Origin of the sequence: Sphingomonas jaspsi DSM 18422, from assembly GCF_000585415.1 — a bacterium.
Lineage (GTDB): Bacteria > Pseudomonadota > Alphaproteobacteria > Sphingomonadales > Sphingomonadaceae > Sphingomicrobium > Sphingomicrobium jaspsi.
Window position 1 is genome coordinate 1,359,950 of sequence record NZ_KK073876.1, and the last position, 24,382, is coordinate 1,384,331.

Consider the following 24,382-nt stretch of genomic DNA (forward strand, 5'->3'; position numbering starts at 1 on the left):
GGGCTTAGTCTAGGCCGAAAAATATTGCCACAGCAGCTTCGCGGTCAGGCCGAGCGACAGGGTGACCAGCAGCGGTCGGATGACCTTCGCGCCGAATTTCATCGCGGTGTGGCTGCCCAGGTAATTGCCGATCATCGCGCCGCCCGCGATCGCAAAGCCCAGCGTCCAGACGATCTTTCCGCCGATCGCGAAAAACAGGACGCTTGCGACGTTGCTGGTGAGGTTGAGCAGCTTGGTGAGCGCGGTCGCACGGGTCAGGCCCATGCCGCGCAGCGCCACCAGCGAGGTCGAGAAGAAGCTGCCAGTGCCCGGCCCGAAAAAGCCGTCGTAGAAGCCGATCGCGCCGCCCACCGGACCATATGCCCTTGCCGACAGTCGCACATGGGCGTCTTCGTCGGTCATTCGCGGCGACAACAGGACATACGCCGCCGACGCCATCAGCAGGACGGGGATGATAAGGCCCAACATGCCGGGTTTGAGTTGCTGAACGGCCAGCACGCCCGCCGACGCACCGACGAACACCAGCGCCACCTTGCCCAGGCTGGGCCGGATGTCGAACAACCCCTTGCGATAATAGTTGGCGGTCGCGATCGACGTGCCGAACATCGATTGTAGCTTGTTGGTGCCAAGCGCCTGGATCGGCGTGATCCCGGTCATCAGCAGCGCGGGCATCATGATCAGCCCGCCGCCGCCAGCGATACTGTCGATGAAACCGGTCAGAACGCCGATCAGCGCCATGATCAAATAGGTCGAAGGCTCGAGCATCGAAGCCAATTGGACGAAGATCATCTGTATTGTAAATATAATACAGCCGGCTAATGTGCCTGAATGATGCAGTTGATCGCAATTTACCTGTTACTGGCGGTATGGGGCGCCAGCGAAATCATTGTTTTTCGGTCCGACCGTCAGGCCGGGCGCGGGCAGCGACAGGACGGATATAGCCGTCCATTGATCTTCCTTGCGATGAACGTCGCCATCACGCTCAGCATGACAGCGACATTTATGCATTGGTGGCGACTACCGGGTGAGTGGTGGACATGGTGGCTGGCCGGGTCGACGCTCGTTGCAGCGGGCATAGGTTTCCGCTCAAGGGCTGTTCGGCATCTGGGTCGTCATTTTCGAACCCATGTCACGATCATGGACGATCACGAATTGATCGAAGACGGGCCATATCGCCGCGTCCGCCATCCATCCTACACCGGAATGCTGGTGAGCTGCATCGGCTTGGGGGTGGCGATGGGCAACATGGCAGCCATCCTTTTGTTGACGTTGCTGCCCATGGCGGGGCTGGCCAATCGAATACGCGTCGAGGAGCGCGCCTTGGCGAAGGCGTTCGGCCGCGAATGGGAAATCTACCGCGCCCGCACGGCAGCGCTGGTCCCGGGTCTGTGGTGAGTTGACCTTGGGCGTCCCAGTCGTCACTGGACGCCCGCAATGACCCGATTTTCCTTCCAGATCGCCGCCACTGACAGCAAGGCGCGGACCGGCACGCTCGCCATGAAGCGCGGCGAGATCCGCACGCCGGCGTTCATGCCGGTCGGTACCGCCGCGACCGTCAAGGCGATGAAGCCCGAGGCCGTTCGTGCGACGGGCGCCGACATCATCCTTGGCAATACCTATCACCTGATGCTCCGCCCCGGCGCGGAACGGGTCGCCAAGATGGGCGGGCTGCACAAGTTCATGAACTGGTCGCGCCCGATCCTGACCGACAGCGGTGGCTATCAGGTGATGAGCCTTTCCGACCTCACCAAGGTCACCGACGAAGGCGTTACCTTCCGCAGCCACTTAGACGGGACGAAGCATATGCTGAGCCCCGAACGTTCGATCGAGGTGCAGCGGCTGCTGGGCAGCGACATCGTCATGCAGTTCGACGAGCTGGTCCGCCCGGACGTCAGCGAGAAGAAACAGCGCATCGCCATGGAGCGCTCGATCAAATGGGCGCAGCGCAGCCGCGATGAGTTCGACCGGGGCGGGCAGCATGCCGAAGACGCCGCCATCTTCGGTATCCAGCAGGGCGTGCTGGATGAGGGTCTGCGTAAGCAATCGGCCGATGCGCTGATCGACATCGGCTTCGATGGCTATGCCGTCGGTGGCTTGGCGGTAGGTGAGGGGCAGGAAGCGATGCTCGGCTGCCTCGACTTCGCCCCGGACCAGCTGCCGGCCGAAAAGCCGCGCTACCTCATGGGCGTTGGCAAGCCCGACGACATCGTCGAGGCCGTTCGGCGCGGGATTGACATGTTCGACTGCGTGCTCCCGACGCGCTCCGGTCGCACCGGGCAGGCCTTCACCGCCGACGGCCCTATCAACGTCCGCAACGCCAAGTTCGCGGAAGACCCGCTACCGCTCGATCCGGAATGTGGCTGCCCGACGTGCTCGACCTACAGCCGCTCCTACGTCCATCACCTGGTCCGCGCAGGCGAAATCCTCGGCGCGATGCTGATGACCGAGCATAACCTCAGTTTCTACCAGCGCATGATGCAGGGGCTGCGCGACGCCATCGCCGCGCAGAATTTCGATGCGCACGCCAACGCCTTCCTCGACCGCTATCGGCGGAAAGGCGCCTAAAGCGCGCTGAAGTTCAGGAAGCTGGGAACCGGTCCGTTCCAGTCGCCGCTGGCGTCGTCCGCCAGCGCCGCTTCACGCGGTTCCTCGTTGCGCGGCCTTGCTTCGCGGCGCGGTTTCTCCTCGCGACGCGAGCGTTCATCACGCTTCGGCTTTTCTTCCCGGTCGGCCTTGTCTTCGCGCGACGCAGGCTTGGCTTTGGCGGGCTTCGCCTTGGCTTTTGGAGCTTCCTCGACCTCCTCAACCTCGGGTGCGGCAGCCTTGCGACCTTCGAACCGCGGCAGCTTGGTCTTGGTCAGCTTCTCGATCGCGTCGATGGCGTCGGCGTCGCTGCTGGTGCCGATGGTGTAGGCGATGCCCTTGGCACCCGCACGGCCGGTGCGGCCGATGCGGTGGACATAATCGTCCGGCTGCCACGGCACGTCGAAATTGATGACATGGCTGACGCCCTTGATGTCCAGCCCGCGCGCGGCGACGTCGGACGCGATGAGGATGTTGATCTCGTCCGCCTTGAAGCGGTCGAGTTCGGCGATGCGGTCCTTCTGTTCCATGTCGCCATGGATCTGGCCGACGCGGAAGCCCGAGCGCTTCAGGCTGGTCGCCAATTCGCGCACTGTGGTCTTCTTGTTGCAGAAGACGATGGCGTTCTTCAGGTCGCCGCGCAGGATGTCGCGCAGCGTGTCGCGCTTCTTCGGGCCCGGCACGATCACTAGGCGCTGATCGATGTTCTCGTTGGTCTGGGCGGCTCGGGCGACCTCGATCGACTTGGGGTCGGTCAGGAACTTGTCCGCCAGCTTCTTGATCGGTGGCGGCATTGTCGCCGAAAACAATAGCGTCTGGCGCGTCTTCGGCAGGCGCGAGCAGATGGTTTCGATGTCCGGAATGAAGCCCATGTCGAGCATGCGGTCGGCCTCGTCGATGACCAGCAGGTCGCAGCCGGTGAGCAGGATCTTGCCCCGTTCGAACAGGTCCATCAGCCGGCCCGGCGTGGCGATGAGGACGTCGACGCCCTTTTCAAGCGCCTTGACCTGGTCGCCCATCTGCACCCCACCGATCAGCAGGGCCATCGAAAGCTTGTGATACTTGCCGTATTTCTCGAAATTCTCGGCCACCTGCGCGGCGAGTTCGCGCGTCGGTTCCAGGATCAGGCTGCGCGGCATGCGCGCACGACTGCGACCTTCGGCGAGGATGTCGATCATCGGCAGCACGAAGCTGGCGGTCTTGCCGGTTCCGGTCTGGGCGATGCCGATCAGGTCCTTGCCCATCAGGACAGAGGGGATGGCTCCCTTCTGGATCGGGGTCGGAATATTGTATCCGCTGTCGTCGACGGCGCGGAGCAATTGATCGGAAAGGCCGAGGTCGGCGAAGCTCATTCAAATTCCCGGATAAAGAAAAGGCGCCGGAATTGGTCCCGCGCCGCGTGGCGCGCTACTCCCGATGGGGTGAAAATGTCAAGTTTTGCCCGTATCTACGGTGGTTATTCGGCGATCTTTGGCGTCAGTTTGCGAAACTTGTCGATACGGCAGGTGCCGCCGATCCGCGATCGAATGACGTCGCGCTTGGCACATACCATCCCGTTTTCCGGCTGCAGGTAGAACTGGCCGTAATAGTCGAGCGCCTGACAGTCGCTGTCCATCTTGGCCCGCACCCGGCTGCGGTCGCGAAGGACGAAGTCGATCGAAGACGCACCCGACAGCAATGCCCCTGCGATGGCGCCCGCCGGGATGCATTTCGGGCCCTTGTGCTCATCCCAGACGATGGGGACCACCGTCCTCGGGCGTATCGGAATCCGAAAGATGACCTCGTCTTGGATCACGACGCGCCGCACGACCTCCGGCTGCACATTTGACGGAGCGCCGAGGCCGAACAGGGACGGGAAAAAGCCCAATGCGGTGAGGAGGATCATGCGGTCGGTACCATTGCGGAAGCCGCTGTGGGCGGCAACCCTTGAATAGGCGATGAATTGGTCGCCATACGTCGGACCTGCGGCCCGGTCGCGCTGGCGCAAACGCCTTGCGAATTGCGAGGGTCCTCACTAGAGGCGTTGGCACAAAATCCCAGCAGTCCGATCGGCGGCAAGATTCGCCTCGGCCCGCTACTCCAGGAGACTGAACAGATGGCGAGCCAAGCGCCGAATACCCTTCCGCTTCTTTACAATGCCCTTGAACCGCTGAACCGCAACCAGCACGGCAATTTCAAGGTTCGTCGCACGACCGGTATCCCGGCGGTGAATAAGGCTCATGCCATTCCGCTGACGGTCGACGAATTCGCGCTGGCCCAGCGTTTCTACCCGATCGTCTTCTCGAACGGCGACAATCCCGTTCCGCTGGCTTTGATGGGCCTTCATGAAGGTACCAACACCTTCTTCAACGACGAAGGCCAGACGATCGACGCCAACGTCTACATCCCGGCCTATCTGCGCCGCGTTCCGTTCCTGCTTGCTCGCCTGACCGACGACACGGACGAACTGTCGCTCTGTTTCGACCCGACCTCCGACGCCGTCGGCGAATTCGACGACGGTGAAGCATTGTTCGACGGTGACGAGCCCAGCGAATCGACCAAGGCGATCCTGCAGTTCTGCGAACAGTTCGAACAGGCCGGCCTGCGCACCCAGGCGTTCTTGAAGGAACTGAAGGATCACAACCTCCTGATGGACGGCGAAGTCGCCATCCAGCCGGAAGGCGCCGACCAGCCCGCCATCTACCGCGGTTTCCAGATGGTCGACGAAGAGAAGTTCCGCGAATTGCGCGGCGACGAACTGCGCAAGCTCAACCAGAATGGCGGCATTGCCCTCATCATGGCCCATCTCTTCTCGCTGTCGGTGATCCGCGAAGTGTTCGCGCGTCAGGTGCAGCAGGGCACCGGTCCGGAAGGCTTCAACGCCGAACAGCCCGCTCCGGTCGGCGCGGACGCCTAACGGCCTGGCGACGGCCCCTAGGGCCGCTTCTTGAAACGGCGCGGCGACCCACCACATCGGGTCTGCCGCGCCGTTTTTCCGTTCCCCCCTTAGGCGGATTTGCGGTCGGCACGCACTCCTTTTGGATGCGTTCCTCCCTGACCCCTCGGCCATCCCGGCCTATGCCGGGATGGCCTTTTTTATTCCGCTGCGACGTCCCATTGCCGGCTGGCAAGATGCTCGCCCAAGCTGACGGCAATGGACGACAGGATGGCAGCCAAGCGGTCGAACGTCGCCGCCGGGCTGCGCTGATCGGCCGCAAGGTAGAGCGACCGGTCGATTTCGATTTGTAACGCGTGGCGGCCGTCTGATGGACGACCGTGGCGCTCGCTGATCGCGCCGCCCGCATAGGGATCGTTCAGCGCGACGGTGAGGCCGGCGTCCCGAAATGCGCCTGCGGCTGCCTGCGACAGCCACGATGCCGCACTGCTGCCGTGGCGATCGCCGATGACGATGCGCGCCTCGCCCGGCCGCCGGGCGGGCATCGAATGCATGTCCAGCAGCAGGGCCTGGCCATGGTCGATGGCAAGCTGGTCAAGCATCGTTTCGACCGCCCGGTGATAGGGCCAGTAGATGCGATCGAGCCGCCGCTGGAACTCATCCCGCTCGATCGGCTGCCGCCAGAGCGCACCATGTCGGCGGGTTCTCGAGGCAATGATGCCGAGTCCGTGCTGCGCGCGCGGGCCCACCGGTAACGGCGCAATGTGACGGATGGCGGCCGGATCGACCTCGTCGGGCCGGCGATTGCAGTCGATGACGGCGCGCGGCACCGGCTGGACCACCCCGCCGATCCCGGCAGCGAAGGCTCGCCACATCAACCGGTCGACCAAGGGGTCCTCAAGGGTCTCCAGCGCACGCTGCCCCTGGGTCGAGCGGGCGATGACGGCCGGATCATACGCCCGGCCGGCATGGGGCACCGACAGCATCACCGGCAGGCCGATGCGGGGAGGGTGGATGATCGGTATTGTGTCCTGGGTCATCGTGACGTCGCGGCCACGCTAGGCGTACCAATTCAAGACAGCAACGACGGACCTGCGTCGAGGCGCTGGAAAAACGGGCGCTTTGGGGGCATAGAGGGTCGATGATCAGGATCCTCTTGGCCGAAGACGATACGTCGATGCGCGAATATCTGCAGCGTGCCCTGCAGCGCGTCGGCTACGAGGTCGAGGCCGTGGGCTGCGGGACGGAAGCGCTTCCGCTGCTCGAAGCGGGCCGGTACGATCTTCTGCTCACCGATATCGTCATGCCCGAAATGGACGGCATCGAACTGGCGCAGAAGGCCAGCTCGATCGACCCGGCCATCCGGGTGATGTTCATCACCGGCTTTGCCGCGGTCGCTCTTCAGGGCGGTCGTACGGCGCCCGAAGCCAAGCTGCTGTCGAAGCCTTTCCATCTCAAGGACCTGGTGGCGGAAGTTGACCGCCTGTTCCAGACCGAGGACCAGCACGGACGTCTCTAACCGGTCGGCTGCGGACGCCCGGCGACACTTTCGTGCCGAACCCCCCTTGCGGGATCGCCAAAGCCCCTCTAAAGGCCCCCTCCAGATGCCCCGCCGCTGACGCGGACGGGTCCCCGGGTGGGCGTGTAGCTCAGTGGTAGAGCACTGTGTTGACATCGCAGGGGTCGCAAGTTCAATCCTTGCCACGCCCACCATTTTCTCCCTTAGAAACCAGTAACTTAGGCCCGCTTCAGCGGGATGACCTTTTCGGCCTCTGTCACTGCGGTGTCACTAAACGCCCCCGGAGCCAGGGCTTCGATCTCGTTGACGATCTCGCCGACGATGCCCTTGACCAGCTGCAGATACGACGGGCTGAACGGCGCGTAGAGCTCCGACACGGCATCGACGACGCGGTGGCCGAGCCATGCTTCGAGCTGGTCGAGCGGCTTGTCCCGAGCCTCGAGCCGCTGGCGGACGAGGTGAGCCATCGACCGGCGGATCAGCTTCAGGCCGCTGGCGCCGTCGCCCGGCAGGCCGAGCTCCGACGACATCGCGGCCATCGACTTCTTCGCGCTGCCGACCACGAGGAAGCCCTTGTGGTTGAACAGCCACTGGCCGCGCTCGACGATCGGCACCGTCGCGCGGACCTTCTTCGTCTGGCGGCGGCCGGCGGGGTTGAGGTGAACGATGCCGTGCTGGGCGTCCCACTGCTTGCGGCGCGGGTCGATCGACAGCTCGTGGGCGGCGTCAGGCCGCGCCATCGTCAGCACGCTGACGCGCAGGAACGCGAGCAGGTTGTCGCGGCGCTTCTTCGGCGTCAGCGCGTAGGCGAACATGGCGGCGAGATCATCGATCGTGGCGCGGTAGCTGGGCGTCCGGTTGAGGGTCTTCACCTGGATCGTCTTGAACTGCGGCTCTTCCTTGACGCAGCGCATGGCCGCGGCGAGCTGCAGGACGCTGTTCTCGACCGTCGAGAGCGCGCGATCGCGCACGTTGCCAGCTGGGCTGACGACGGGGATTTGCTCGTTCCACGCGCGGAAGCGGGCGATCCACGCCTCGTCGACCTGGCTGCAGAAGATGTCGGGGCGGGCTTGTGTCTCAAGGAACGAGACGATGTGGTCGAGCCGGGCGGCGATGGCCTTGTAGCTGGGCTTCGACTTCGAGGTCGCGAGGTGGACCTCGATCGCTTCGAGGACGGTGAATTGCTTGCCGGTGTCGTAGGGTCGGCGGCACGTTGGGCAGCACTCGACCCCCTTGGTCAGCTCGAGATATTTGTCGTCGAGCTTCAGCTTGCCTTCTTCAATCGAGAGCGTACCCGTTGAAGAGTATCGGTTCCCTCCGGCGGTTGGGTCATACCAGGTGATCTCGAGGCTTGGCCGGCCTGGCCGTTGGACGAGCTGGAGGTTCCCCCGCTGATAGTGGACTGTCGCAGATTTCTTTCGAGGCATGTTTCCCTCTGCAGTTCAGCGGCTTTCGCCTGGATGAGCTCACCGACACCGATCGCGTTCAGCAGATCGAGTGCGTCCGCTTCGAGGCGGATGCCCTTCGCCTTATCGGTCTGGTTCGACCAATGACGAGCGATGTCGGTGAGCGCAACCATTAGGCGATGCCCAGCGCGTTGCGATAGGTTTCGAGGAGCGCGTCGATTTCCTGCCGCTTGTGCGGTTCCATCGCGCGCAGCTTGACGATCGTCTTCATGATGGACGTGTCATAGCCGTTGGCCTTCGCCTCGGCGTAGACGTCCTTGATGTCGTCGGCGATGCCCTTCTTCTCCTCTTCGAGGCGCTCGATGCGCTCGATGAAGAGCCGAAGCTCGTCGGCTGCGACGTTGGTCTCGTCAGACATTCAAATCTCCTTGTTGATGACGAGGGCTTTGCCGCGAGTGCGGCGGGGGTCTCAATGAGGAAGGGGGCAAGTGACCAAGTCACTCGCCCCCTTCGTGTCAGGCCGGATGGAGACGTTCGTCGATGAACTCCCGGACGTAGCCGGGCACCTCCTTCAGGTGTTCGTCGAGGATTGCTTTCCAGTCGAACGTGCCGAGCTTGTCGGCGACCGACGGCTCGTCGTTCTCAAGCTCCGATATGCGCTTGCCAGTGAGCTGCAGACAGTCGAGGCCGATCGGGAGCTCGTCGCCATCGCGGAGCAGGACGCGGACAGCCTTGTCACGCAGGTCTGCAGGGTCGGCAGCGGCGAGCTCTTCGACGGTGAGGGTGACATAGAGGTCTCCGTTCGGGTCTTCGGCGTGGGTGTAGGGCTCCAGCGAGCCGGTGCAGGTCACTTCGACGCCGCCCAGCTTGTAGTCGCCCTCCAGATGCCAGTGGCCGGTGATGATGCGGGCGTTGGGGAAAAGCTCGCGGATCAGCTGCGCGGGCACCAGGTAGGTGTCGTCGCCGCCGAAGCTCTCCAGATCGTGGTGCAGGACGACGAGCGGGACGTGCTCGCTCTCTCCCATCGCCTCAATCTGCTCGACGACGGGCTTGCCCCACTGCCACGGTACGCACGCGATCTGCTCATAATCGCCGCAGTCGATGAAGGTCGGCTTGTCGACGACCCAGATGTTCGGGTGATCGTCGCCGATCAGGCGACGGAAAAGCTCCCACGCGCCGATCGAGCCCAGCTGGCGGCTGCGGTCGTGGTTGCCAGCCATTGCGACGTAGGTGCGCTTCGGGTTGTTCTGGGCGGCGTTGAGATAGGCGTCGGTGGCCTCGAGGATCGTGGTGAGGCTCACCTGCGGGTGGTCGAACAGGTCACCGACCATGATGTTGATGTCGCAGTCGGTGGCCAGCTCGTCCTTGAACTTCTGGAGCTGACGTGCTTCGCGCTCACCGCGTCGGTCGAGGGGGACCCCCGTCTCGAACTTGCGTCCGAGATGGGGGTCGCCGATCAACCAGACCGTGACGCCGGAGGGGGTTTCAACTTCCATGCGGTCTCCCTTCAGGAAATTCCCAGCGGTCACAGACCGTGGTGTCGGAGGCGGGATAGGTGACGGGGATGAAGATGGTCCCGCCGCTGCCGTCGATTATCGGCTGGAGCATCACAAACTCGTCCGAATGTTCGACGTGCGATTGGAGGCAGCGTCCCTTGTCGACGCAGCCCGCGAGGGTCAGGCCAGCCGCCGCGGCGGCCGCCAGACCAAACCGGCCGACTTCGCGCCGGCCATTGGTGAGCGTCACGAAGCAGTCCTCGTTGGGGAGGAACTCCCGCCACGTCGGCATCCACGGCCCGCGGAAGGACAGCACCCAGGTGCGGCCTTCGTCGCTGTCGACCTTGTGGAAATCGCTGCGGCGCGTGACGAACGGGCGCCAGCTGGGCTCGTGACGGCGAACCGAACCATCGAGCATGGTCTCGGTCAGGCCGCCCTTCAGCACCCAGCTGATGCAGTTGAAGGCGTGATTGTGGAAAGCCTCGCGGCTCTGGCCGTCGAAGCGAAGCAGCACTGCCGAGCAGAGCCGCTTCGCCTCGAACAGCCAGTAGCCGGTCACGGTGCTTTCCGCGCCGCCGTCCTTCTCGCGGAAGAACGCCCTCATGCGGCCTGATCCTCGGGCGGGAGGATTTCGTGGAAGATGCCGTTCTGCGCGCTGAACAGCTGCTTGAGCTGGTAGACGCAGTCGAACAGCGCGTTGTGCTTGTCACCGGCCGGCGGCGTCACCCACGAGAGATCGGGTTCCTTGCCGTCCTGGCGGAACAGGCCCGCCTGATACGAGCGCAGGTCGCGCGCCTCGTTGAACCTGAACGGCATCGGCATGCCATACTGGTCCATGTAGCTCTGGATGAACCAGAAGTCGAAGGTGCCCCGGCTCCAGAAGCGGAGCTGGCCGTGGCGGCAGACGAACTCCCAGAACTCGCGGATCACGAGGCTGGGCTCTTCGGCGGCGGCGAGGATGCCGCGCAGGATTTCCGGCTTCTGCTGGCCCCACCAGCGCCGCGTTCCTTCGTCCCAGAAGCGGTTGGCGGGCAGTTCGAGGCAGCGGTTGAACGGCTGGCCGACGGCGCCCGTCTTCAGATTGAAGGGCAGCGCGGCGAGCTGGATCATGCCGGTGTGGTAGGGGTTGGTGCCGGTCGTCTCGATGTCGACCATCAGGTCGGTCAGCGGCTCGTCAGACAGGCGAGCGATCATCATAGGGTCCACGGGGTCAGGTCCTTGAATTTGACGGACTTGGCGCCGTCGGCACACAGGGCAGCGAACTGCTGCTCCCGCATGACGAACCACTCGCCGAGGCCGTAGCTGAAGATGTAGAAGTCGTAGCGACCGCCGACGCGGGCCATCTTGAGCGCCGCAGCGCGCTGCGACGGCCGGATGTCAGCGAACGGGAAGCTCGTCGCGCTCTGGACCGACTTGACCTCCGCGTAGAAGGTCTGCTGGTCCTTGGTGACGAGATAGTCCGAGGGCTTCGGGAAGTCGCCGACCTTGCGCCCACCGTTCAATCCGGTGAGCGCCTTCTTGTCGGGGAAACGGTAGAGATCGTCAGCGCCTATGCGGAGCTCAAACGCCTTTTCCGCCGCGGTGCCGTCATTCGACGCCATCGTCGTCCGCATCCTTGAACGCCATCACAAGCGCGAACAGCGTCAGCAGGACGAAGAACATGCGGCACCCGGTCGTCCATGCGGCCGGGTTCATGTCCCAGCTGACGAAGGCGGTGACGAGGTAGGCGGCGGCGACGATGATGGCGCTCGCGAAAAGCACGGCGAGTGCATAGATGGAGCGGCTCACCTGCTCCTGGTTGTCGTTCATAAATGGGGGTTCCTCATATCGTTGAGGAACCCCAGTAAGCTCACGGAGTCCGACGCTGCACGGACATAGGCGGGAGTGACTTAGTCAGTCGGCTCGAGGATGCGATCGCCCACCAACCAAGGGCCCTTGTCGGGGTCGGCGAGCGTGCCGATAAAGTGCCAGGTCGAGCCGTTGAAAGCCGCCGGCTCCCAATCGTCGCTCTCGTCGTTGAATTTCGTCCAGTAGAAGCCGGGTTCGCGTTCCAAATTATTTCCTCTTGAGGCTGACCCGCTGGCTGCGGGCCGCGAGCCTCGCCACGGAGCGGCGGGGCACGACATATTCGTTGGTCAGGATCATGGGGGCGCGCCCTTCGACGACGCCCCCGGTGTGCGGGATGGTTTTGTTCTCGGTGGCGAAGTCGATCAGCTGCTTGGCCGCTTTCTCGACTAGCTGCTTCGCCATGTTGCCGATCACCTTGTCGGTGAAGTCGGCAACCGTCTTGCGATCGAGGCCGGTCTTCTCGACCAGCTCGTCGATCAGCTTCTCGTGTTCAGCGGTGCGCGTCATGCTGCCATCCTTGCATCTGCGACGAACTTGACGACACGAGCCACGATGTCGTCGGTGAGAGCCGACCCCTCCAGCTCTTTGGCGATCAGTCCCTCGATATGCGGGGCTTCGTCAAGTTCGATCTGGCTGAAGGCCGGGTTCTTCTCGTCGTAGGGCTTGAACGTCCGCCCGACCGAGACCGTGCAATGCAGCGGCAGCGTCGGGTAGAGGTCCTTGTGGTCAGTCATGCACCAGCGCAGGACCGGAATGAACTCCGGCACTAGGTCGCGATGGACCGACCAGACGAGCTCGTCGTGGATCGGCACCATGAAGCGGACCTTGCCCTGCCAGCCGCGACGTTCGATCTCCGCGAGCACCCGCAGGATCGCCCGCTTGGCGAGCGCGGCGCAGCTGCCCTGAACCTTGCCGTTGACGGCCTGGTTCTTCGCGCGGCTCTGGATGCGCTTCAGCGCCAGCTCGGCGTAGGCCAGCATTGCGGGGGACGCCGAGATGTCGGCGAACTTCCGCATCATGCAGGCGTGCCAGGCCGGCGTGGCTTCGAGGCGAACGCGGCGATGGTGGTCAGGCAGCTGCACGAAGCCATATTCCACGGCCTCCTGCTGCGTGCGGACCCGCCACGCCTCGGCGAGAGGGAAACGAGTGCGGTAGCGGTCGACCGCTTCCCACATCTCGTCCGGGGACCAGCCGAGGTTCATGCCGACGGTCGAGAGCGAGCCGGAATACCAGTAGTTGAAGTTGGCGCCCTTGCCGACCGGCGTGCCGCGGGTCAGCTTGTGGAAGTCCTTGGGCGTCATCTCCTGGCCGGTGAAGATGTGCTTCAGCACACGATTGTTCGGGTTCCGGCCGAACTTGAACTCGCGATATTCCTCCTCGGTCAGGCCAGGGAGTGTCTTCACCGCGAGGCAGTCCGCTGCGGCGCCCGAGTGCAAGTCGCCGTAGGGCAGCTGGCCGAACACTTCGCGAAAGCCGTGGTCACCGCTCTTCTCGCCGATGTCGACCAGCTCAATCGACGACCAATCGGCCGACACGACCAGATGGTCCTCGTCGTCGCCGAGATAGAAGCCCCGGACATATTTGCTTTCGGAATACTTCGAGATCGCCATGACGTTCGGGAACGAGATGGCCATGCGGCGCGTCGCCAGCATCGAGGACAGCGACGGGTAGACCCGACTGGTCTCGGGGTCCATCAGCTGCGTGTAGGGCGTCAGGTAGAGCTTCACGGTCTGCTCGACGTCCGCCATGCGCTGATAAGCCTTGAGGACCTCGATCGCCCGCTCGTCGCCGGCCTTCTCGGCCTTGAGCAGCATCTTGCCGCGCGCTTCCTTGTCGGTGCTGATCTCGCCGTCGAGATAGACGAGCGGCAGACCCATCAGGTCGTGCAGGATCATCCGCATGCCCTGGTAGTAGACCGGGTTGAGGCGGTTGGCGGGGGTCTTGACGCCGCGCTCGTTGGCCCACGCGTCGCCGACCGGGTTGGCCGACTGGATCAGCTGCTCGAAATCGTCGGCGCTGTTGGGCGAGTTCGCCCAGTCCTCGATCCGCTTCCGCAGCTTCTTCCAGTTGTCCTTCGAGGCGCCTGTGTCCTTGTCGTAGCCCTCATACCATTTGCCCTGCTTCTCGATGAGCTTGGCGTTCGGTTCGTCGGGGAACGGCAGGTAGGCTTTGACGAGCGGCTTGAAGCTGCGGAGAACGTCGGCCATCGCCGCGCGCTCCATGTCGCGACGGGTGTAGACCTCGGAGAGGTCCAGCCGCATGCCTTCACGCCAGCTGTCGGCGAACACCTTCACCATCGGATTTTCCTGGGTGAGGAAAGTCTTCAGGAGCTCGGGGTTCGACCGGAGCATGTCGTCCTTGAGGTGCTGGAAGACGCGGACGGCCCAGTAGGCGTCGTCGGCGCCGTATTCCACGACCTGCTCGCCGGTCAGCTGGCCCATGTGGGTCGCGCCGGCCTTCTTCAGGACCTCGTCGTAAGTCGTCATCTTGAACCCGAACAGGCTCTGGACGAGCTTCTTCAGGTTGTAGCCGAAGGCGATCTCGCTGACGAAGCCGTTGTAGCTGTGCGCCGCGGTCGAGGTCTTGCCGATGAAGAGCGACAGCAGCTCCTGCTGCTCGCTCGACAGGCTCCGGCCGCGCGTCTCCGGATCGTAATTGGCGAAGGCCCGCTCGATGTTGCGGGTGTGCTTCGCGAAATTGGTCAGCGGCGTCGCGTAGAAGATCTGCGGATCGTACTCGTCGGGGCCGTGGTGGCTCACCGCCAGCTGCAGGGTGCAGAGGACGTTCGCCAGCTTCACGCCGAGGCACTGCTGGAACATGCACAGTTCGAACGGCGCGTTGTGCGCGAGGATCAGCGCGTCTTCGCGGATCGCCGAGAGCAGCACGTCAGCCTTGCGGCGCGGCAGGCGGTTCTCGACGTCGGCGTGGGCCAGGTTGACATACCAGGCGGTGTCCGACCCCTCGGCGTAGAACGAGAAGCCGGTCATCGTCGTGCGGCGATGATCGAACACCCACCGCTTCTTGTTGCGGTAGTTCTGGATGCCCTCGTGGGCGGTGTCTTCGTCGGTGGTTTCGCAGTCGAGACCAAGGACGACGGCGGTCTCGAGATCGTCGAGCGCCTGTTGAAAGTCCGCTTCGGAGGACCGCTTATCTAGCAGTCGGCTGGCAATATGCACGCAGGTATTCCTCATACATTTCTTCGAACCGACCGGTGGTCAGCGCGATCTCTTCAGCGGCATCGAGCTTGTTCTCGACGACGACGTTGGCCAGCGTGGTGGCGGCCATGTTCATGAGCGGCAGGATGATGTCTTGGGCCGTCACGCCTTGCTCGGCGGCTTCGCGGACGGCGCGGTCGATGATTTGGTGGAAGGTCAGAGGAAAAATCTCCGGAAGAGGTCGTTGGCGGCCTCGCGGTTGAGGACGCCCGGCTTCATCCCTTTGTTGAGGGTGTCCTCGGGAACCGGGATGAAGCGGGTGATGGAAATGGCGCGGCGGGCCTCGTCCAGCATGGCCGGATCGAGGAGCAGGTTGCGAGCCCGGGTGGGCAGCTTGAGCTGGGCGACCAGCTCGGTGTTGGCTTCGTCGACCGCGCGCTGCAGGAGCCGCCGGTCGGGCAAGGAAAGGCTGTCCCAGCTCTTCAGGCCGAAGCCCGGGACGCCCTTGATGTTGTCCGACTTATCGCCGACGAGCGCCTTGAACAAGGGGATGTGGTGCGGCTCGCAGTTCGGGATGCCGGTCGGCCGGATGCCGTCGATGATGACGTTCCGGTATTGCATCAGCTGCCAGTAATCGAGGTCGTTGGAGTAGACCTTGACCTTGAGGTCCGCCGACTTGCCGTAGACGTTCCCGCCGACCTGGCGGCTCACGAAGCGGTGGACGAGCGCGCCGACCACGTCGTCGGCTTCCCAGCCGTCGCACTCGACCTGGATCGCGTTCGAGTGGGTCAGCGCCTCACGGAACACGCCGATCTGGGCGAAGCGGTCTTCAGCCATCGGCGTGCGCTGCGCCTTGTAGTCGGCGTAGATGTCGCGGCGGCGCTGGTTGTGGTTGCGCCCGTCCCAGCACCAGATGTGAACCGCGCCGTCGTTGCACAGTTCGAAGCGTCGGCGAAGGCCGATGCGCTCGTGACCGACCTTGTCGAGGTCGCGCAGCATGACGTTGTTGCCGTCGTAGATATGGATCATTGAAGTGCTCCGAGAGCGCGCAGCTCCTTGCGGACGTAACCGGCCGTGTTCTTCTCGGCACGGCGGTCGCTGTAGCTGCAGGAGAGGATGACGAAACGGCTCTTGCCGCCGTATTTGATGACAGCGCGGGAGTGGCCGCCGCGCTTCGGCTTGACGAACTCTACCTCGACACCGGGAATTGGGTCGGTCAGCTTCAGGACGGCTTGGCGTTCGTCACGCATGGGTGGTGATCTCTTTCTGGAGACGCTCGACGGCGTCGAAGAAGATGGCATCGTTCCGGAGCAGCTCGCGAGCGCGGCGCCAGCCGGTGTGGATCGAAGAAGGATCGCAGCCGTAGAGCTTGGCGATCTTGGGCTGGGACCAGCCTGCCTCGGTGTTTAGGACGTGGGCGACGGCCCAGCGGGCGCGGGAGATGTTGCCGTTGCGGCGCTTCGGGTTCTGGATCGATCCCTGCGGGATGTCGAACCAGCGTTCGGCAAACGTAATGAGGCGGGAGCCAAGCTCCCGCCTCACGTTGGCGGCCACGGCGGGGGAAGTGACCGCCAGCTGCATTACGCGAGCAGCTCGAAGTTGATCACGCCCCATTCGTTGTTGTTACGGTTGGTCTTCTTCTCGTGAACGAGCTTGACCTTCACCGTGTCCTGCAACAGGTCGGGGTTCGACTGACGCAGACGGCGCATGAACGACTGGAACGGCTTGAAGCCGGTGACCGACGGGGTCAGGCCAACGCGGGTTTCCGCGTCAATCTTCACCGACGAGCCCTTCTTCGGGTCATCGAGGTCGTCGACCAGGACGCACGGGATTTCCGCGGTCTGGTAGATGCCCGAGGACTTCTGGTTGATCCGGGCGAGGCGATCGACCTCGGCCTGGAAGTTCTTGCCGTCGGGCGTCGAGACGCCGTCGTAGCTCTTGATGAAGGTGGTGTTGCCACCGCTTTCGAAGCGCGCCGAGTAGATCGGCAGGACTTCGGTCAGGTCGATCTCGACGATCAGCTCGTCGATCAGACCCTGCATGGTGTCGCCGACCTTGAAGCCTTCCGCCTTCACGCGGAAGTATTCGTCGACGTCCATGCCGCCGCTGTCGATGAAGTCAGCCATCGACGGCTTGGCGAGCGCCCCGACACTGTTCTGGTTTGCGGCGGTCGGCAGAACGGCCGGGGCGGTCCCGACGCCCGGCACTGCCGGAGCCTGGAAGTTGCCGGCGGCGGCCTCGGCCTGAGCCATCACGTTGTCGAGAGCAGAAGCATTGGTCATATAAATGTCTTTCGTTTCTGAATTGGAGCGACGTTGCTCGAAAGTCTCATTGAGCCTCGGCGCTCTAATTTTCCAATGTTGTTGAAGAAGTGACTGAGTCAGATGCTACCAGAATTGGAGCACCTTACGGGTATCATCGACGCGGGCCGCGAGCTGCGACTTGCTCGACAGGATGTCGAGCTTCCGGAAGTCGATGGAGTTGCGATAAACCAGCGACGAGACGCGCAGGATAGTCGTGCGCGACCCGCGGCTGGCGCGGCGGTATGCTTGGACGAAGTTCACGTCCTTGTAGTCCCAGGAGACGCCGACGACGTGGTCAGCGCGCTCCCAATTATAGCCCACGGCCACAGTGGGACCGGAGCCGACGATGGCGTCGAGCTTTCCGTTGCGGAAATCCCGATCAATCGCACCGCGCATGGCGGTGGAGACGTTGGCGTTGATGAGCCCGACCTTGAGGCCGCACTCCTGCAACCGGACGACGCAGCGTTCCTGCTCGGCCTGCGCCGCGGAGAAGACCAGCAGCGGCCGGCCCTCAACGGCGTATTCCATCAGGCGCCGGTCCTTCGCGGTCACCTCGCCCTTGGCCAGCCCCATAGTTTCGGGGTGGGCCATGATCTGCGTCGCGCGGATCACCGCGACGCCCGGCAGCGAGCCGTCGAGGATGCGGCCGTCTTCGAGCTCGAGCATCGCCTGCTCGTGGAACTCGTCGTAGGCCGCCTGCTGCTCGGGGAACATGTCGAGCGTGGTCTCTTCGATCGGCGTGAAGTAGACCGGTTCCTTGCCGTAGACCTCTTCGAAGTCGTGCCTGACGGCGTGGCGGCCGAGGATGCCCTTGAGCTTTTCCTCGTTCTTCCACGTCTCGACCTTGCCGAAGTCGTTGATCCACGCGGCGTGCTCATGGTGGAACCCGGGCAGGCCACCATAGTAGCGCGGCTCGATCGCGTGGATAACGGGGAAGGCGCTGTCGAGCCGGCCGTCGATCAGGGTGCCGGTCATGCCGAGCAATCCCTGGCAGTGGTTGGCGACATGGTAGAAGCTGGTCGTCTGCTCGGAACCCGGCGTCGAATAGCCCATGTGGAGCTCGTCGATCCCGAAGCCGCCAATCGTCGGCCAGACCTTCAGCAGCCGCTCGTAATTGTTGCGGAGGAAGGCGAAGGTGCAGATGAACACCTTCGGATCGTCGACGTGCTTATATTTGCGCGGCGCGACCTTGATCTTCGGCGACTTGATAAGGTCCGCCGCTTCCTCTTCGACCTTGACCTCGTCGAACATCGGCTTGCCGTCGGGACCGGCCAGCACCTTGACGCGGATGCCGGGCAGATCGTTCGCCGCGAACGGCGCCTTGCTGCCGAGCGGCCGCATCTGGCCGTCGTCATTGACCTCGACGATGTCGTCATCGGGGCGGTGGGTCTTGATCTCGTGCGCCGTCGTCGGCGGGCCGACGATGGCGAGGTCGTGATCGAGGATGCGAACGCGCGGCGTCCGGATCGTCTTGGTCCGCCAGAAGGTCGGGCCGGTCCAGCTCTTCTTCAGCGGCTCGAAGTCGCTCTCGAGGATGACGACATCCTCGGGGGCGAAGTCGGTGAAGCGGAGCAGCTCGTCGCGGTTCTTCTCCATCAGCGACTTCGGCATCGCCCAGATCGTCCGCCAGCCCTTGCGCGCCCACCAGTAGTAGAAGAGCACGCAGGCGGTCGGCGTCTTGCCGGTGCCGGGGTCGGACAGGTTGAGCGACTTGGGGTTCGCGATGTGGAAGCCCAGGTCGGTGACCTGGTAGCCACGCAGGGTCGGCTTGGCGTTATTGTCGTTCATGGGCCATCCTGATCAGGGCGATGATCGCCGCGAGCGCGCCGATCTGCTGGCGCTCCCATTGCTCGTGGGCGAGGTGATCGAAGACAGCCTCGGTGACGCCGCACTCCCAATAGGGGTCGGACTTCTCGAGGCGGTCATACATGTGTTCGGGAAGCGGCTTGCCCTTCGAGCCGTCGCGCTTCATCCAATAGAGCGTGTCGACCCCGGCATCGTCGTCTGTCGACCAGCCGTCGCCGCGTGTGAACCACACGTCGGCGATGACCGGCAGGCCGCCGAGGATCGTCGCGGGGCCGCTAGGCACCGAGCACCTTGTCGATTTCGTCGATCAAATTGTGCGCGGCATATTGCAGGTCGTCGACCGGGGTGTGTCCGTCGCCGAAGCCGTGGCTTTCGACAGGGTTGCCGCAGCAGCACACGCCGCTCTCAAGCGGCGCGCTGATGAGGAACTCGCGGATGCGCTTGAGAAGGTCCTCCATCAGCGCATCCTCTCGACAATACGGGCGAGGATGATGGTCACGTCGTCGATGTTCTTGACCGCGCCGATCGCGCGCATCAGGGCGTCTTTCTTGTGACGGTCGACGATGGTCATCATCCCCTCGCCGGTTCGCTCGCGCTCGGCGCGAACCTCGGCGGCAGATGGCAGGGTCTCAAGCAGTTCGAGAACGCGCGACATAATTTCTCCACAGCCCCCAGATGCTGACCCCGCCGTAGAAGGCGTTGATCATCAGGGTGGGCAGATTGAATTGTTCGAAGAGCGACGACAGCACGAGCGCCGCCGCGACGATGTTGAGAACGAGGTAGGCCGGGCCGTCAGAGACGACCCGGCCGGTTACGAGCAGCCCGTAGTTCAGCATGCCCAAGAGCACGCCGATCATGCCGGCTGCGACGAGCACTTAGCGGTTGTCTCCGTCGCCCTGGAGGACGCCGCGCGCCTTGCGGTCGAGCAGCTTCTCGGCGTTGCCCGCCGCGATGGTCGACAGGTCGGTGCCGAGCAGCGCCGCCTTAACCACCAAGTTGGCCAGTTGGTCGAAGAGCAACGCCTTGAGCTCTTCGCGGCGGGCGTCGGACAGACCCTGCTCGGTCAGCGTTCCAGCTTCGACATTGATCTGGATCGCGCCCAGCCCGTCGTCGCGGACGGCCTTCCCGACCAGCTCGGCGAAGCGACAGGCGACCTTGGCGCCAACCAGCGCGTGGGTGTATGTCGAGCCGACATGGCCTTCCAACCCGAAGGTGAAGCCTTCGAGATCGTCCCTGCCCGCGACCTCGGCGAGCGTCGTGCCAAGTTCACGGGCCTTGGCTGCGAGATACCACAGTTCATCGCCGACTTCCTTGGTCAGTGCCTTCACCGGCACGAACGGTTCGTCGACGAGGTGCCCGGCGAACTCGCCAGCTTCGCCCGCGCCCTTCAGCGCGACATACATCAGGCCGAGCGGGCCGCCCTGGCCAGGGTAGACGGCGGTCGACAGGGCGGCCGCTTCATATTCAGAAAAGGTTTTCAACGGGAAAGCTCCTCATAGCGTTCGAGAAAGCGGTAGGTGGCCAGATCGGCCGGCCACGGCGTCAGGTCGACGCGCGGCTTGAGGTGGCTGACGTCCCCGACGTAATCGAGGATCGCCCAGTTGCTGTGGTCGTTCGGAAGGAGCTCTTCCTTCTCGAGCTTCAGCATCTGGTCGTCGACCAGGCGAACCTCGGGCGGCAGCGGGTAGCTGAAGTTGAACAGCCGAGACATCGCGCCCTCGATGCGCGTCTCCAGCTCCTTGAAGCCGGGGATTTTGCTCTTCATCGGGCGGGGGATGTCGTTCGTGAACGCCTCGGCCGTGTCGTGCATGAGGGCGTCGAACTCGAAGCCCTCGGCGACGATGTAGCTCGCGTTCACCGCGTGCTGCGCCACCGAGTAGAAGTGGCGGCACTGGCCGGCGAAGCGGCAGATTTTCCCCAAGCCCTCGGCGATGTCCTGGACGGCGACGTCGGAGAGGTGGGGATTGTCGTAATCGAACATCACGCCCGAGAAGAGCCTGATGCCCGCCGACAGCGGGATTGTGACGGGTGCGTTCATGTGTGCTCCAAATGCAATGGAGCCCCGGCAGTTAGGCCCGCCGGGGCTCCATGTCTCAAGCGTCAGGGCAACTGACTGGGTCTCTTGTCGAAACGGCTCCAGCTGTCCTGCCAGTTGCCGCTCACCGCCGCCTTCGAGTATTCCGTCGCGCGGTTCTCGAAGAAGTTGGTGTGCTCGACCCCGTTGAGCAGCGGGATCAGCCACGGCAGCGGATGCTCGGTGATGCCGAAGATCGGCGCCATCTTGAGCTGCTGCAGACGCCAGTCGGTGATGAACCGGACATAACGCTTCACGTCGCCCGCGGTCATCCCCTCGACCGGCCCCATCGCGAAGGCCAGGTCAACGAAGGCGTCTTCCATCTCGACCACCTTGACGGCGTGCTCGCGGATGCGCTCGATCACCGTCGGCGTCAGCGCGCCGGTCTCGCGAGCGAACTCGTGGAACAGGCGGATGATGCCTTCGCAGTGCAGGCTCTCGTCGCGGACGGACCAGCTGACGATCTGCCCCATGCCCTTCATCTTGTTGAAGCGCGGGAAGTTCATCAGCATGGCGAACGAGGCGAAGAGCTGCACGCCCTCGGTGAAGCCACCGAACATCGCCAGCGTCGTCAGGATGTCCTCGTTCGAGGACATGCTGAACTGCTGCCCATAATCATGTTTCTCCTTCATGGCCTCGTATTCCATGAAGGCTTGGTATTCGGCTTCCGGCATCCCGACGGTATCGAGCAGGTGGCTGTAGGCCGCGATGTGGATCGTCTCCATCGCGCTGAACGAGGTGAGCATCATCTGCACCTCGGTCGGTTTGAAGACGCCCAGATACCGCTGCATGTAGCAGCTGGCGACGTCGATGTCGGCTTGGGTGAAGAAGCGGAAAATCTGCGTGAGCAGGTTCTTTTCGGCGGGAGTGACGTTCTGCGCCCAGTCACGCACGTCCTCGCCAAGGGGGACTTCCTCGGGGAGCCAGTGGATCTGATTTTGCAGCTTCCAATAGTCGAACGCGAAGGGATAGCGGAACGGCTTGTAGGCCGTCGATGCGGTCAGCAGACCGGGCTTAGACACGGGCAAATTCTCCATGATATTTGTGGGCGGCTGCGGTGTAGGCCGCGTGGGCCTCTTCCGAGGTTTCGAAGGTTCCGAGGTAGTGGCGTGCGCCGTTGTCGTCCCTGATGCGGGCGCTGAAGCGCCCGCTGGGCTTTTCTTGAACCCCTTTGAGACCAACCGAGTTGGTCTTTTTCATGCAGCTGTTCTGGGCGTTCCGGCGCTGGACGGTGACACGCAAGTTTTTGCGGCGGCAATCAAATGTATCGCCGTTCACATGATCAACCACTGTTCCCGGTTTTGCTTTGAGCAGCCAACGATGAAGGTCGACGTGTCCTTCACCGCGGATGAACGATCGGAAATAGGCCCGTCCATCCGCGTGTCTGCTCTCGGTCCAATTGTAGAAGAAGGCGGCACGCCAATCCCCGTCATCGACGAGAACGGGCGTGCCGGAGGAGGCAAATATCACTGACACGCAAGACACTCGTCGAAGTCGATCGGGGCCGCGATCACCTTCGGCTTATCGAGCGTGTTATCGGCGTCGACAGACCCCGCGAATGCCGCCCGCTTGGCGGAGCGGCTTCTCAGGTAGTAGAGGGACTTGATGCCCAGCTCCCATGCACGGAAGTGGAGCATCAGGAGCTGCCACACGTCGACGTTCGGCGGGAGGAAGATGTTGTTCGACGCCGCCTGGTCGATGAAGTCCGTACGATCGGCGGCGAGCTCCAGGAGCCAACGCTGGTCGATCTCGAAGCTCGTCTTGAAGACGTCAGCATCAGGCAGATCGAGATGCTGGACCGAACCCTCGTGTTCGAGGATCGAGTTCCAGACCGCGTCGGTGTTCTTGCCCTCGGTCTCGAGCACGCGCTCGAGGTGCGGGTTCTTGACAACGTAGCTGCCCGACAGCGTCTTGTGGGTGTAGATGTTCGCCGGGATCGGTTCGATGCAGGCGCTGGTCCCGCCGCAGATGATGCTGATCGACGCCGTGGGCGCGATCGCCATCTTGCAGCTGAACCGTTCCATCACGCCAGCATCGGCAGCGTCAGGGCAGGGGCCACGTTCGCCGGCCAGCACCAGGCTGGCGCGATCGGCGGCGGCGCGGATGTGGCGGAAGAAGCGCATGTTCCAGCTCTTGGCCATCGCGCTTTCCATCGGGATGCCGCGCGACTGCAGGAAGCTGTGGAAGCCCATGACGCCGAGACCGACCGAGCGTTCGCGCGCTGCCGAATAGGCGGCCCGGGCCATGCTCGGTTCGGCGCGCTCGATGTAGTCGGTGAGGACGTTGTCGAGGAAGCGCATGACGTCTTCGATGAACTGCTCGTCGCCGTTCCACTGATCCCACGTTTCGAGGTTCAGCGAGGACAGGCAGCAGACGGCCGTGCGATCGTTGCCGAGATGGTCGCGGCCGGTCGGCAGCGTGATCTCCGAGCATAAATTGCTGGTGGTCACCTTCAAGCCAAGCTGGCGGTGATGCTCGGGCATCGCCTTGTTCACATGGTCGATGAAGACGATGTAGGGCTCGCCGGTCGCAAGGCGGGTCTCGACCAGCTTCTGGAACAGCGTGCGGGCGTGGACTTCGCCGCGCTTCGACCCGTCGCGGGGCGAGCGGAGCGGGAACATCCGGTCGTCGCGGACGGCTTCCATGAAGGCGTCGGTGACCAGCACGCCGTGGTGCAGGTTCAGCGCCTTGCGGTTGAAGTCGCCGCTGGCCTTCCGGATTTCGAGAAACTCTTCGATCTCGGGGTGGTCGATCTGGATGTAGACCGCCGCCGAGCCGCGCCGCAGCGAGCCCTGGCTGATCGCGAGGGTCAGGCTGTCCATGACGCGGACGAACGGAACGATGCCGCTGGTCTTGCCGACGTCGCCGACCTTCTCGCCGATGCCGCGGACATTGCCCCAGAAGGTGCCGATGCCGCCGCCGCGCGAGGCGAGCCAGACGTTTTCGTTCCAGGTGTTGACGATGCCGTCGAGGCTGTCGTCGACCGAATTGAGGTAGCAGCTGATGGGCAGGCCGCGGCCGGTGCCGCCGTTCGACAGAACGGGCGTGGCGGGCATGAACCAGAGCTTGGAGATGGCGTCGTAGAGACGCTGGGCGTGGGCGTCGTCGTCAGCGTAGGCCGAGGCGACACGGGCGAAAAGGTCTTGCGGGCCTTCACCCGGAAGCAGGTAGCGGTCCTTGAGGGTCTCCTTGCCGAAATCAGTCAGCAAGGCGTCCCGAGAATGGTCGATCTGGACCATGCGGCGGTTCTCCTAAATAGGCGTGAACCGACGCTAGTAAGCGGGGGCGGGACGAAGTGTCCCACCCCCATTGACGAG

At 63.6% G+C, this 24,382-nt stretch carries 33 protein-coding genes and 1 tRNA gene; 5 read left to right on the forward strand and 29 right to left on the reverse strand.

What is annotated here, in order from left to right:
• Nucleotides 1–9 precede the first annotated feature (9 nt).
• Nucleotides 10–765 carry a TSUP family transporter gene (locus G570_RS06945; protein ID WP_051504544.1) on the reverse strand — a complete coding sequence of 252 codons (756 nt, stop codon included), beginning with the start codon at nt 763–765 and terminating at the stop codon, nt 10–12.
• A 63-nt stretch (nt 766–828) separates the two neighbouring features.
• Between G570_RS06945 and G570_RS13400 the strand changes: the two genes are divergently transcribed.
• Nucleotides 829–1,395: a methyltransferase family protein gene (locus G570_RS13400; RefSeq protein WP_037500521.1), complete on the forward strand. Its 567-nt coding sequence runs from the start codon at nt 829–831 to the stop codon at nt 1,393–1,395.
• 39 nt (nt 1,396–1,434) lie between these two features.
• Nucleotides 1,435–2,565, forward strand: coding sequence for a tRNA guanosine(34) transglycosylase Tgt (tgt, locus tag G570_RS06955; RefSeq protein ID WP_037500522.1), 1,131 nt, complete (start codon nt 1,435–1,437; stop codon nt 2,563–2,565).
• Here tgt and G570_RS06960 read toward each other — a convergent pair.
• The gene (locus tag G570_RS06960) at nt 2,562–3,935 is read right to left on the reverse strand and encodes a DEAD/DEAH box helicase (RefSeq protein ID WP_037500523.1); all 1,374 of its coding nucleotides are present in this window, start codon (nt 3,933–3,935) and stop codon (nt 2,562–2,564) included. The two genes, tgt and G570_RS06960, sit on opposite strands and share 4 nt — an antisense overlap.
• 104 nt (nt 3,936–4,039) lie before the next feature.
• Nucleotides 4,040–4,468: a hypothetical protein gene (locus G570_RS13175; RefSeq protein ID WP_156930357.1), complete on the reverse strand. Its 429-nt coding sequence runs from the start codon at nt 4,466–4,468 to the stop codon at nt 4,040–4,042.
• A 210-nt stretch (nt 4,469–4,678) separates the two neighbouring features.
• Between G570_RS13175 and G570_RS06970 the strand changes: the two genes are divergently transcribed.
• Nucleotides 4,679–5,479 carry a SapC family protein gene (locus tag G570_RS06970; protein ID WP_037503958.1) on the forward strand — a complete coding sequence of 267 codons (801 nt, stop codon included), beginning with the start codon at nt 4,679–4,681 and terminating at the stop codon, nt 5,477–5,479.
• Nucleotides 5,480–5,658: 179 nt separating this feature from the next.
• Here the strand turns inward: G570_RS06970 and G570_RS06975 are convergent, their stop codons facing one another.
• Nucleotides 5,659–6,498 carry an N-formylglutamate amidohydrolase gene (locus tag G570_RS06975; RefSeq protein WP_051504135.1) on the reverse strand — a complete coding sequence of 280 codons (840 nt, stop codon included), beginning with the start codon at nt 6,496–6,498 and terminating at the stop codon, nt 5,659–5,661.
• A 101-nt stretch (nt 6,499–6,599) separates the two neighbouring features.
• Here G570_RS06975 and cpdR point away from each other — a divergent pair, with 101 nt between their 5' ends.
• Both cpdR and G570_RS06985 read left to right on the forward strand, forming a co-directional pair.
• Nucleotides 6,600–6,977 carry a cell cycle two-component system response regulator CpdR gene (gene cpdR / locus G570_RS06980; protein WP_037500525.1) on the forward strand — a complete coding sequence of 126 codons (378 nt, stop codon included), beginning with the start codon at nt 6,600–6,602 and terminating at the stop codon, nt 6,975–6,977.
• A 119-nt stretch (nt 6,978–7,096) separates the two neighbouring features.
• Nucleotides 7,097–7,171 (forward strand) — tRNA-Val (locus tag G570_RS06985).
• A 24-nt stretch (nt 7,172–7,195) separates the two neighbouring features.
• Here G570_RS06985 and G570_RS06990 read toward each other — a convergent pair.
• From G570_RS06990 to G570_RS07100, 25 genes are all read right to left on the reverse strand, one after another.
• A complete protein-coding gene (locus G570_RS06990) occupies nt 7,196–8,404 on the reverse strand; it encodes a magnesium transporter CorA family protein (RefSeq protein WP_051504137.1) in 1,209 nt (402 codons plus the stop codon).
• 151 nt (nt 8,405–8,555) lie between these two features.
• Nucleotides 8,556–8,801 carry a DUF2312 domain-containing protein gene (locus G570_RS06995; protein WP_037500528.1) on the reverse strand — a complete coding sequence of 82 codons (246 nt, stop codon included), beginning with the start codon at nt 8,799–8,801 and terminating at the stop codon, nt 8,556–8,558.
• A gap of 97 nt (nt 8,802–8,898) precedes the next feature.
• On the reverse strand, nt 8,899–9,879 hold the full coding sequence (locus G570_RS07000) for a metallophosphoesterase (protein WP_037500531.1): 981 nt from the start codon (nt 9,877–9,879) through the stop codon (nt 8,899–8,901).
• Entirely contained in the window at nt 9,869–10,483 is a 615-nt protein-coding gene (locus G570_RS07005; protein WP_037500534.1) for a hypothetical protein, read from the reverse strand. Before G570_RS07005 ends, G570_RS07000 begins: the two co-directional genes overlap by 11 nt.
• A complete protein-coding gene (locus tag G570_RS07010) occupies nt 10,480–11,076 on the reverse strand; it encodes a 3'-5' exonuclease (protein WP_037500545.1) in 597 nt (198 codons plus the stop codon). Before G570_RS07010 ends, G570_RS07005 begins: the two co-directional genes overlap by 4 nt.
• On the reverse strand, nt 11,073–11,480 hold the full coding sequence (locus tag G570_RS07015; protein ID WP_037500548.1) for a hypothetical protein: 408 nt from the start codon (nt 11,478–11,480) through the stop codon (nt 11,073–11,075). Before G570_RS07015 ends, G570_RS07010 begins: the two co-directional genes overlap by 4 nt.
• Nucleotides 11,467–11,688, reverse strand: coding sequence for a hypothetical protein (locus G570_RS07020; protein WP_037500550.1), 222 nt, complete (start codon nt 11,686–11,688; stop codon nt 11,467–11,469). Before G570_RS07020 ends, G570_RS07015 begins: the two co-directional genes overlap by 14 nt.
• An 80-nt stretch (nt 11,689–11,768) precedes the next feature.
• Nucleotides 11,769–11,933 (reverse strand): hypothetical protein, encoded by a 165-nt coding sequence (locus tag G570_RS13650; RefSeq protein WP_156930359.1) that lies wholly within the window; start codon nt 11,931–11,933, stop codon nt 11,769–11,771.
• A gap of 1 nt (nt 11,934) precedes the next feature.
• Nucleotides 11,935–12,234, reverse strand: a complete 300-nt coding sequence (locus tag G570_RS07025; RefSeq protein ID WP_037500553.1) for a hypothetical protein — start codon at nt 12,232–12,234, stop codon at nt 11,935–11,937.
• A complete protein-coding gene (locus G570_RS07030; RefSeq protein ID WP_037500556.1) occupies nt 12,231–14,903 on the reverse strand; it encodes a DNA polymerase in 2,673 nt (890 codons plus the stop codon). The genes G570_RS07025 and G570_RS07030 overlap by 4 nt, the downstream gene beginning before the upstream one ends.
• Nucleotides 14,875–15,048, reverse strand: coding sequence for a hypothetical protein (locus tag G570_RS13655; protein WP_156930360.1), 174 nt, complete (start codon nt 15,046–15,048; stop codon nt 14,875–14,877). Before G570_RS13655 ends, G570_RS07030 begins: the two co-directional genes overlap by 29 nt.
• Nucleotides 15,049–15,098: 50 nt before the next feature.
• Complete coding sequence (locus tag G570_RS07035) at nt 15,099–15,911, reverse strand: hypothetical protein (protein WP_037500559.1); 813 nt, start codon at nt 15,909–15,911, stop codon at nt 15,099–15,101.
• Nucleotides 15,908–16,132 carry a hypothetical protein gene (locus tag G570_RS07040; protein WP_037500561.1) on the reverse strand — a complete coding sequence of 75 codons (225 nt, stop codon included), beginning with the start codon at nt 16,130–16,132 and terminating at the stop codon, nt 15,908–15,910. The genes G570_RS07035 and G570_RS07040 overlap by 4 nt, the downstream gene beginning before the upstream one ends.
• On the reverse strand, nt 16,125–16,463 hold the full coding sequence (locus G570_RS07045) for a hypothetical protein (protein ID WP_037500563.1): 339 nt from the start codon (nt 16,461–16,463) through the stop codon (nt 16,125–16,127). The genes G570_RS07040 and G570_RS07045 overlap by 8 nt, the downstream gene beginning before the upstream one ends.
• On the reverse strand, nt 16,463–17,164 hold the full coding sequence (locus G570_RS07050) for a hypothetical protein (protein ID WP_037500564.1): 702 nt from the start codon (nt 17,162–17,164) through the stop codon (nt 16,463–16,465). Before G570_RS07050 ends, G570_RS07045 begins: the two co-directional genes overlap by 1 nt.
• A 105-nt stretch (nt 17,165–17,269) precedes the next feature.
• A complete protein-coding gene (locus tag G570_RS07055) occupies nt 17,270–18,973 on the reverse strand; it encodes a helicase-related protein (RefSeq protein WP_037500565.1) in 1,704 nt (567 codons plus the stop codon).
• Nucleotides 18,960–19,274 (reverse strand): hypothetical protein, encoded by a 315-nt coding sequence (locus tag G570_RS07060; protein ID WP_037500567.1) that lies wholly within the window; start codon nt 19,272–19,274, stop codon nt 18,960–18,962. Before G570_RS07060 ends, G570_RS07055 begins: the two co-directional genes overlap by 14 nt.
• Nucleotides 19,267–19,449 (reverse strand): hypothetical protein, encoded by a 183-nt coding sequence (locus G570_RS07065; protein WP_037500570.1) that lies wholly within the window; start codon nt 19,447–19,449, stop codon nt 19,267–19,269. Before G570_RS07065 ends, G570_RS07060 begins: the two co-directional genes overlap by 8 nt.
• Nucleotides 19,449–19,646 carry a hypothetical protein gene (locus G570_RS07070; RefSeq protein ID WP_037500573.1) on the reverse strand — a complete coding sequence of 66 codons (198 nt, stop codon included), beginning with the start codon at nt 19,644–19,646 and terminating at the stop codon, nt 19,449–19,451. The genes G570_RS07065 and G570_RS07070 overlap by 1 nt, the downstream gene beginning before the upstream one ends.
• Nucleotides 19,621–19,866: a CBU_0592 family membrane protein gene (locus G570_RS07075; RefSeq protein WP_037500574.1), complete on the reverse strand. Its 246-nt coding sequence runs from the start codon at nt 19,864–19,866 to the stop codon at nt 19,621–19,623. The genes G570_RS07070 and G570_RS07075 overlap by 26 nt, the downstream gene beginning before the upstream one ends.
• Nucleotides 19,867–20,472, reverse strand: coding sequence for a nucleoside triphosphate pyrophosphohydrolase family protein (locus G570_RS13180; protein WP_051504138.1), 606 nt, complete (start codon nt 20,470–20,472; stop codon nt 19,867–19,869).
• Nucleotides 20,469–21,029 (reverse strand): hypothetical protein, encoded by a 561-nt coding sequence (locus G570_RS07085; RefSeq protein ID WP_051504140.1) that lies wholly within the window; start codon nt 21,027–21,029, stop codon nt 20,469–20,471. Before G570_RS07085 ends, G570_RS13180 begins: the two co-directional genes overlap by 4 nt.
• 62 nt (nt 21,030–21,091) lie before the next feature.
• Nucleotides 21,092–22,102, reverse strand: a complete 1,011-nt coding sequence (locus G570_RS07090; protein WP_051504141.1) for a ribonucleotide-diphosphate reductase subunit beta — start codon at nt 22,100–22,102, stop codon at nt 21,092–21,094.
• On the reverse strand, nt 22,080–22,541 hold the full coding sequence (locus G570_RS13930; RefSeq protein WP_218915879.1) for an AP2 domain-containing protein: 462 nt from the start codon (nt 22,539–22,541) through the stop codon (nt 22,080–22,082). Before G570_RS13930 ends, G570_RS07090 begins: the two co-directional genes overlap by 23 nt.
• Nucleotides 22,532–24,304, reverse strand: a complete 1,773-nt coding sequence (locus G570_RS07100; RefSeq protein WP_084607594.1) for a ribonucleoside-diphosphate reductase subunit alpha — start codon at nt 24,302–24,304, stop codon at nt 22,532–22,534. Before G570_RS07100 ends, G570_RS13930 begins: the two co-directional genes overlap by 10 nt.
• Nucleotides 24,305–24,382: the final 78 nt, after the last annotated feature.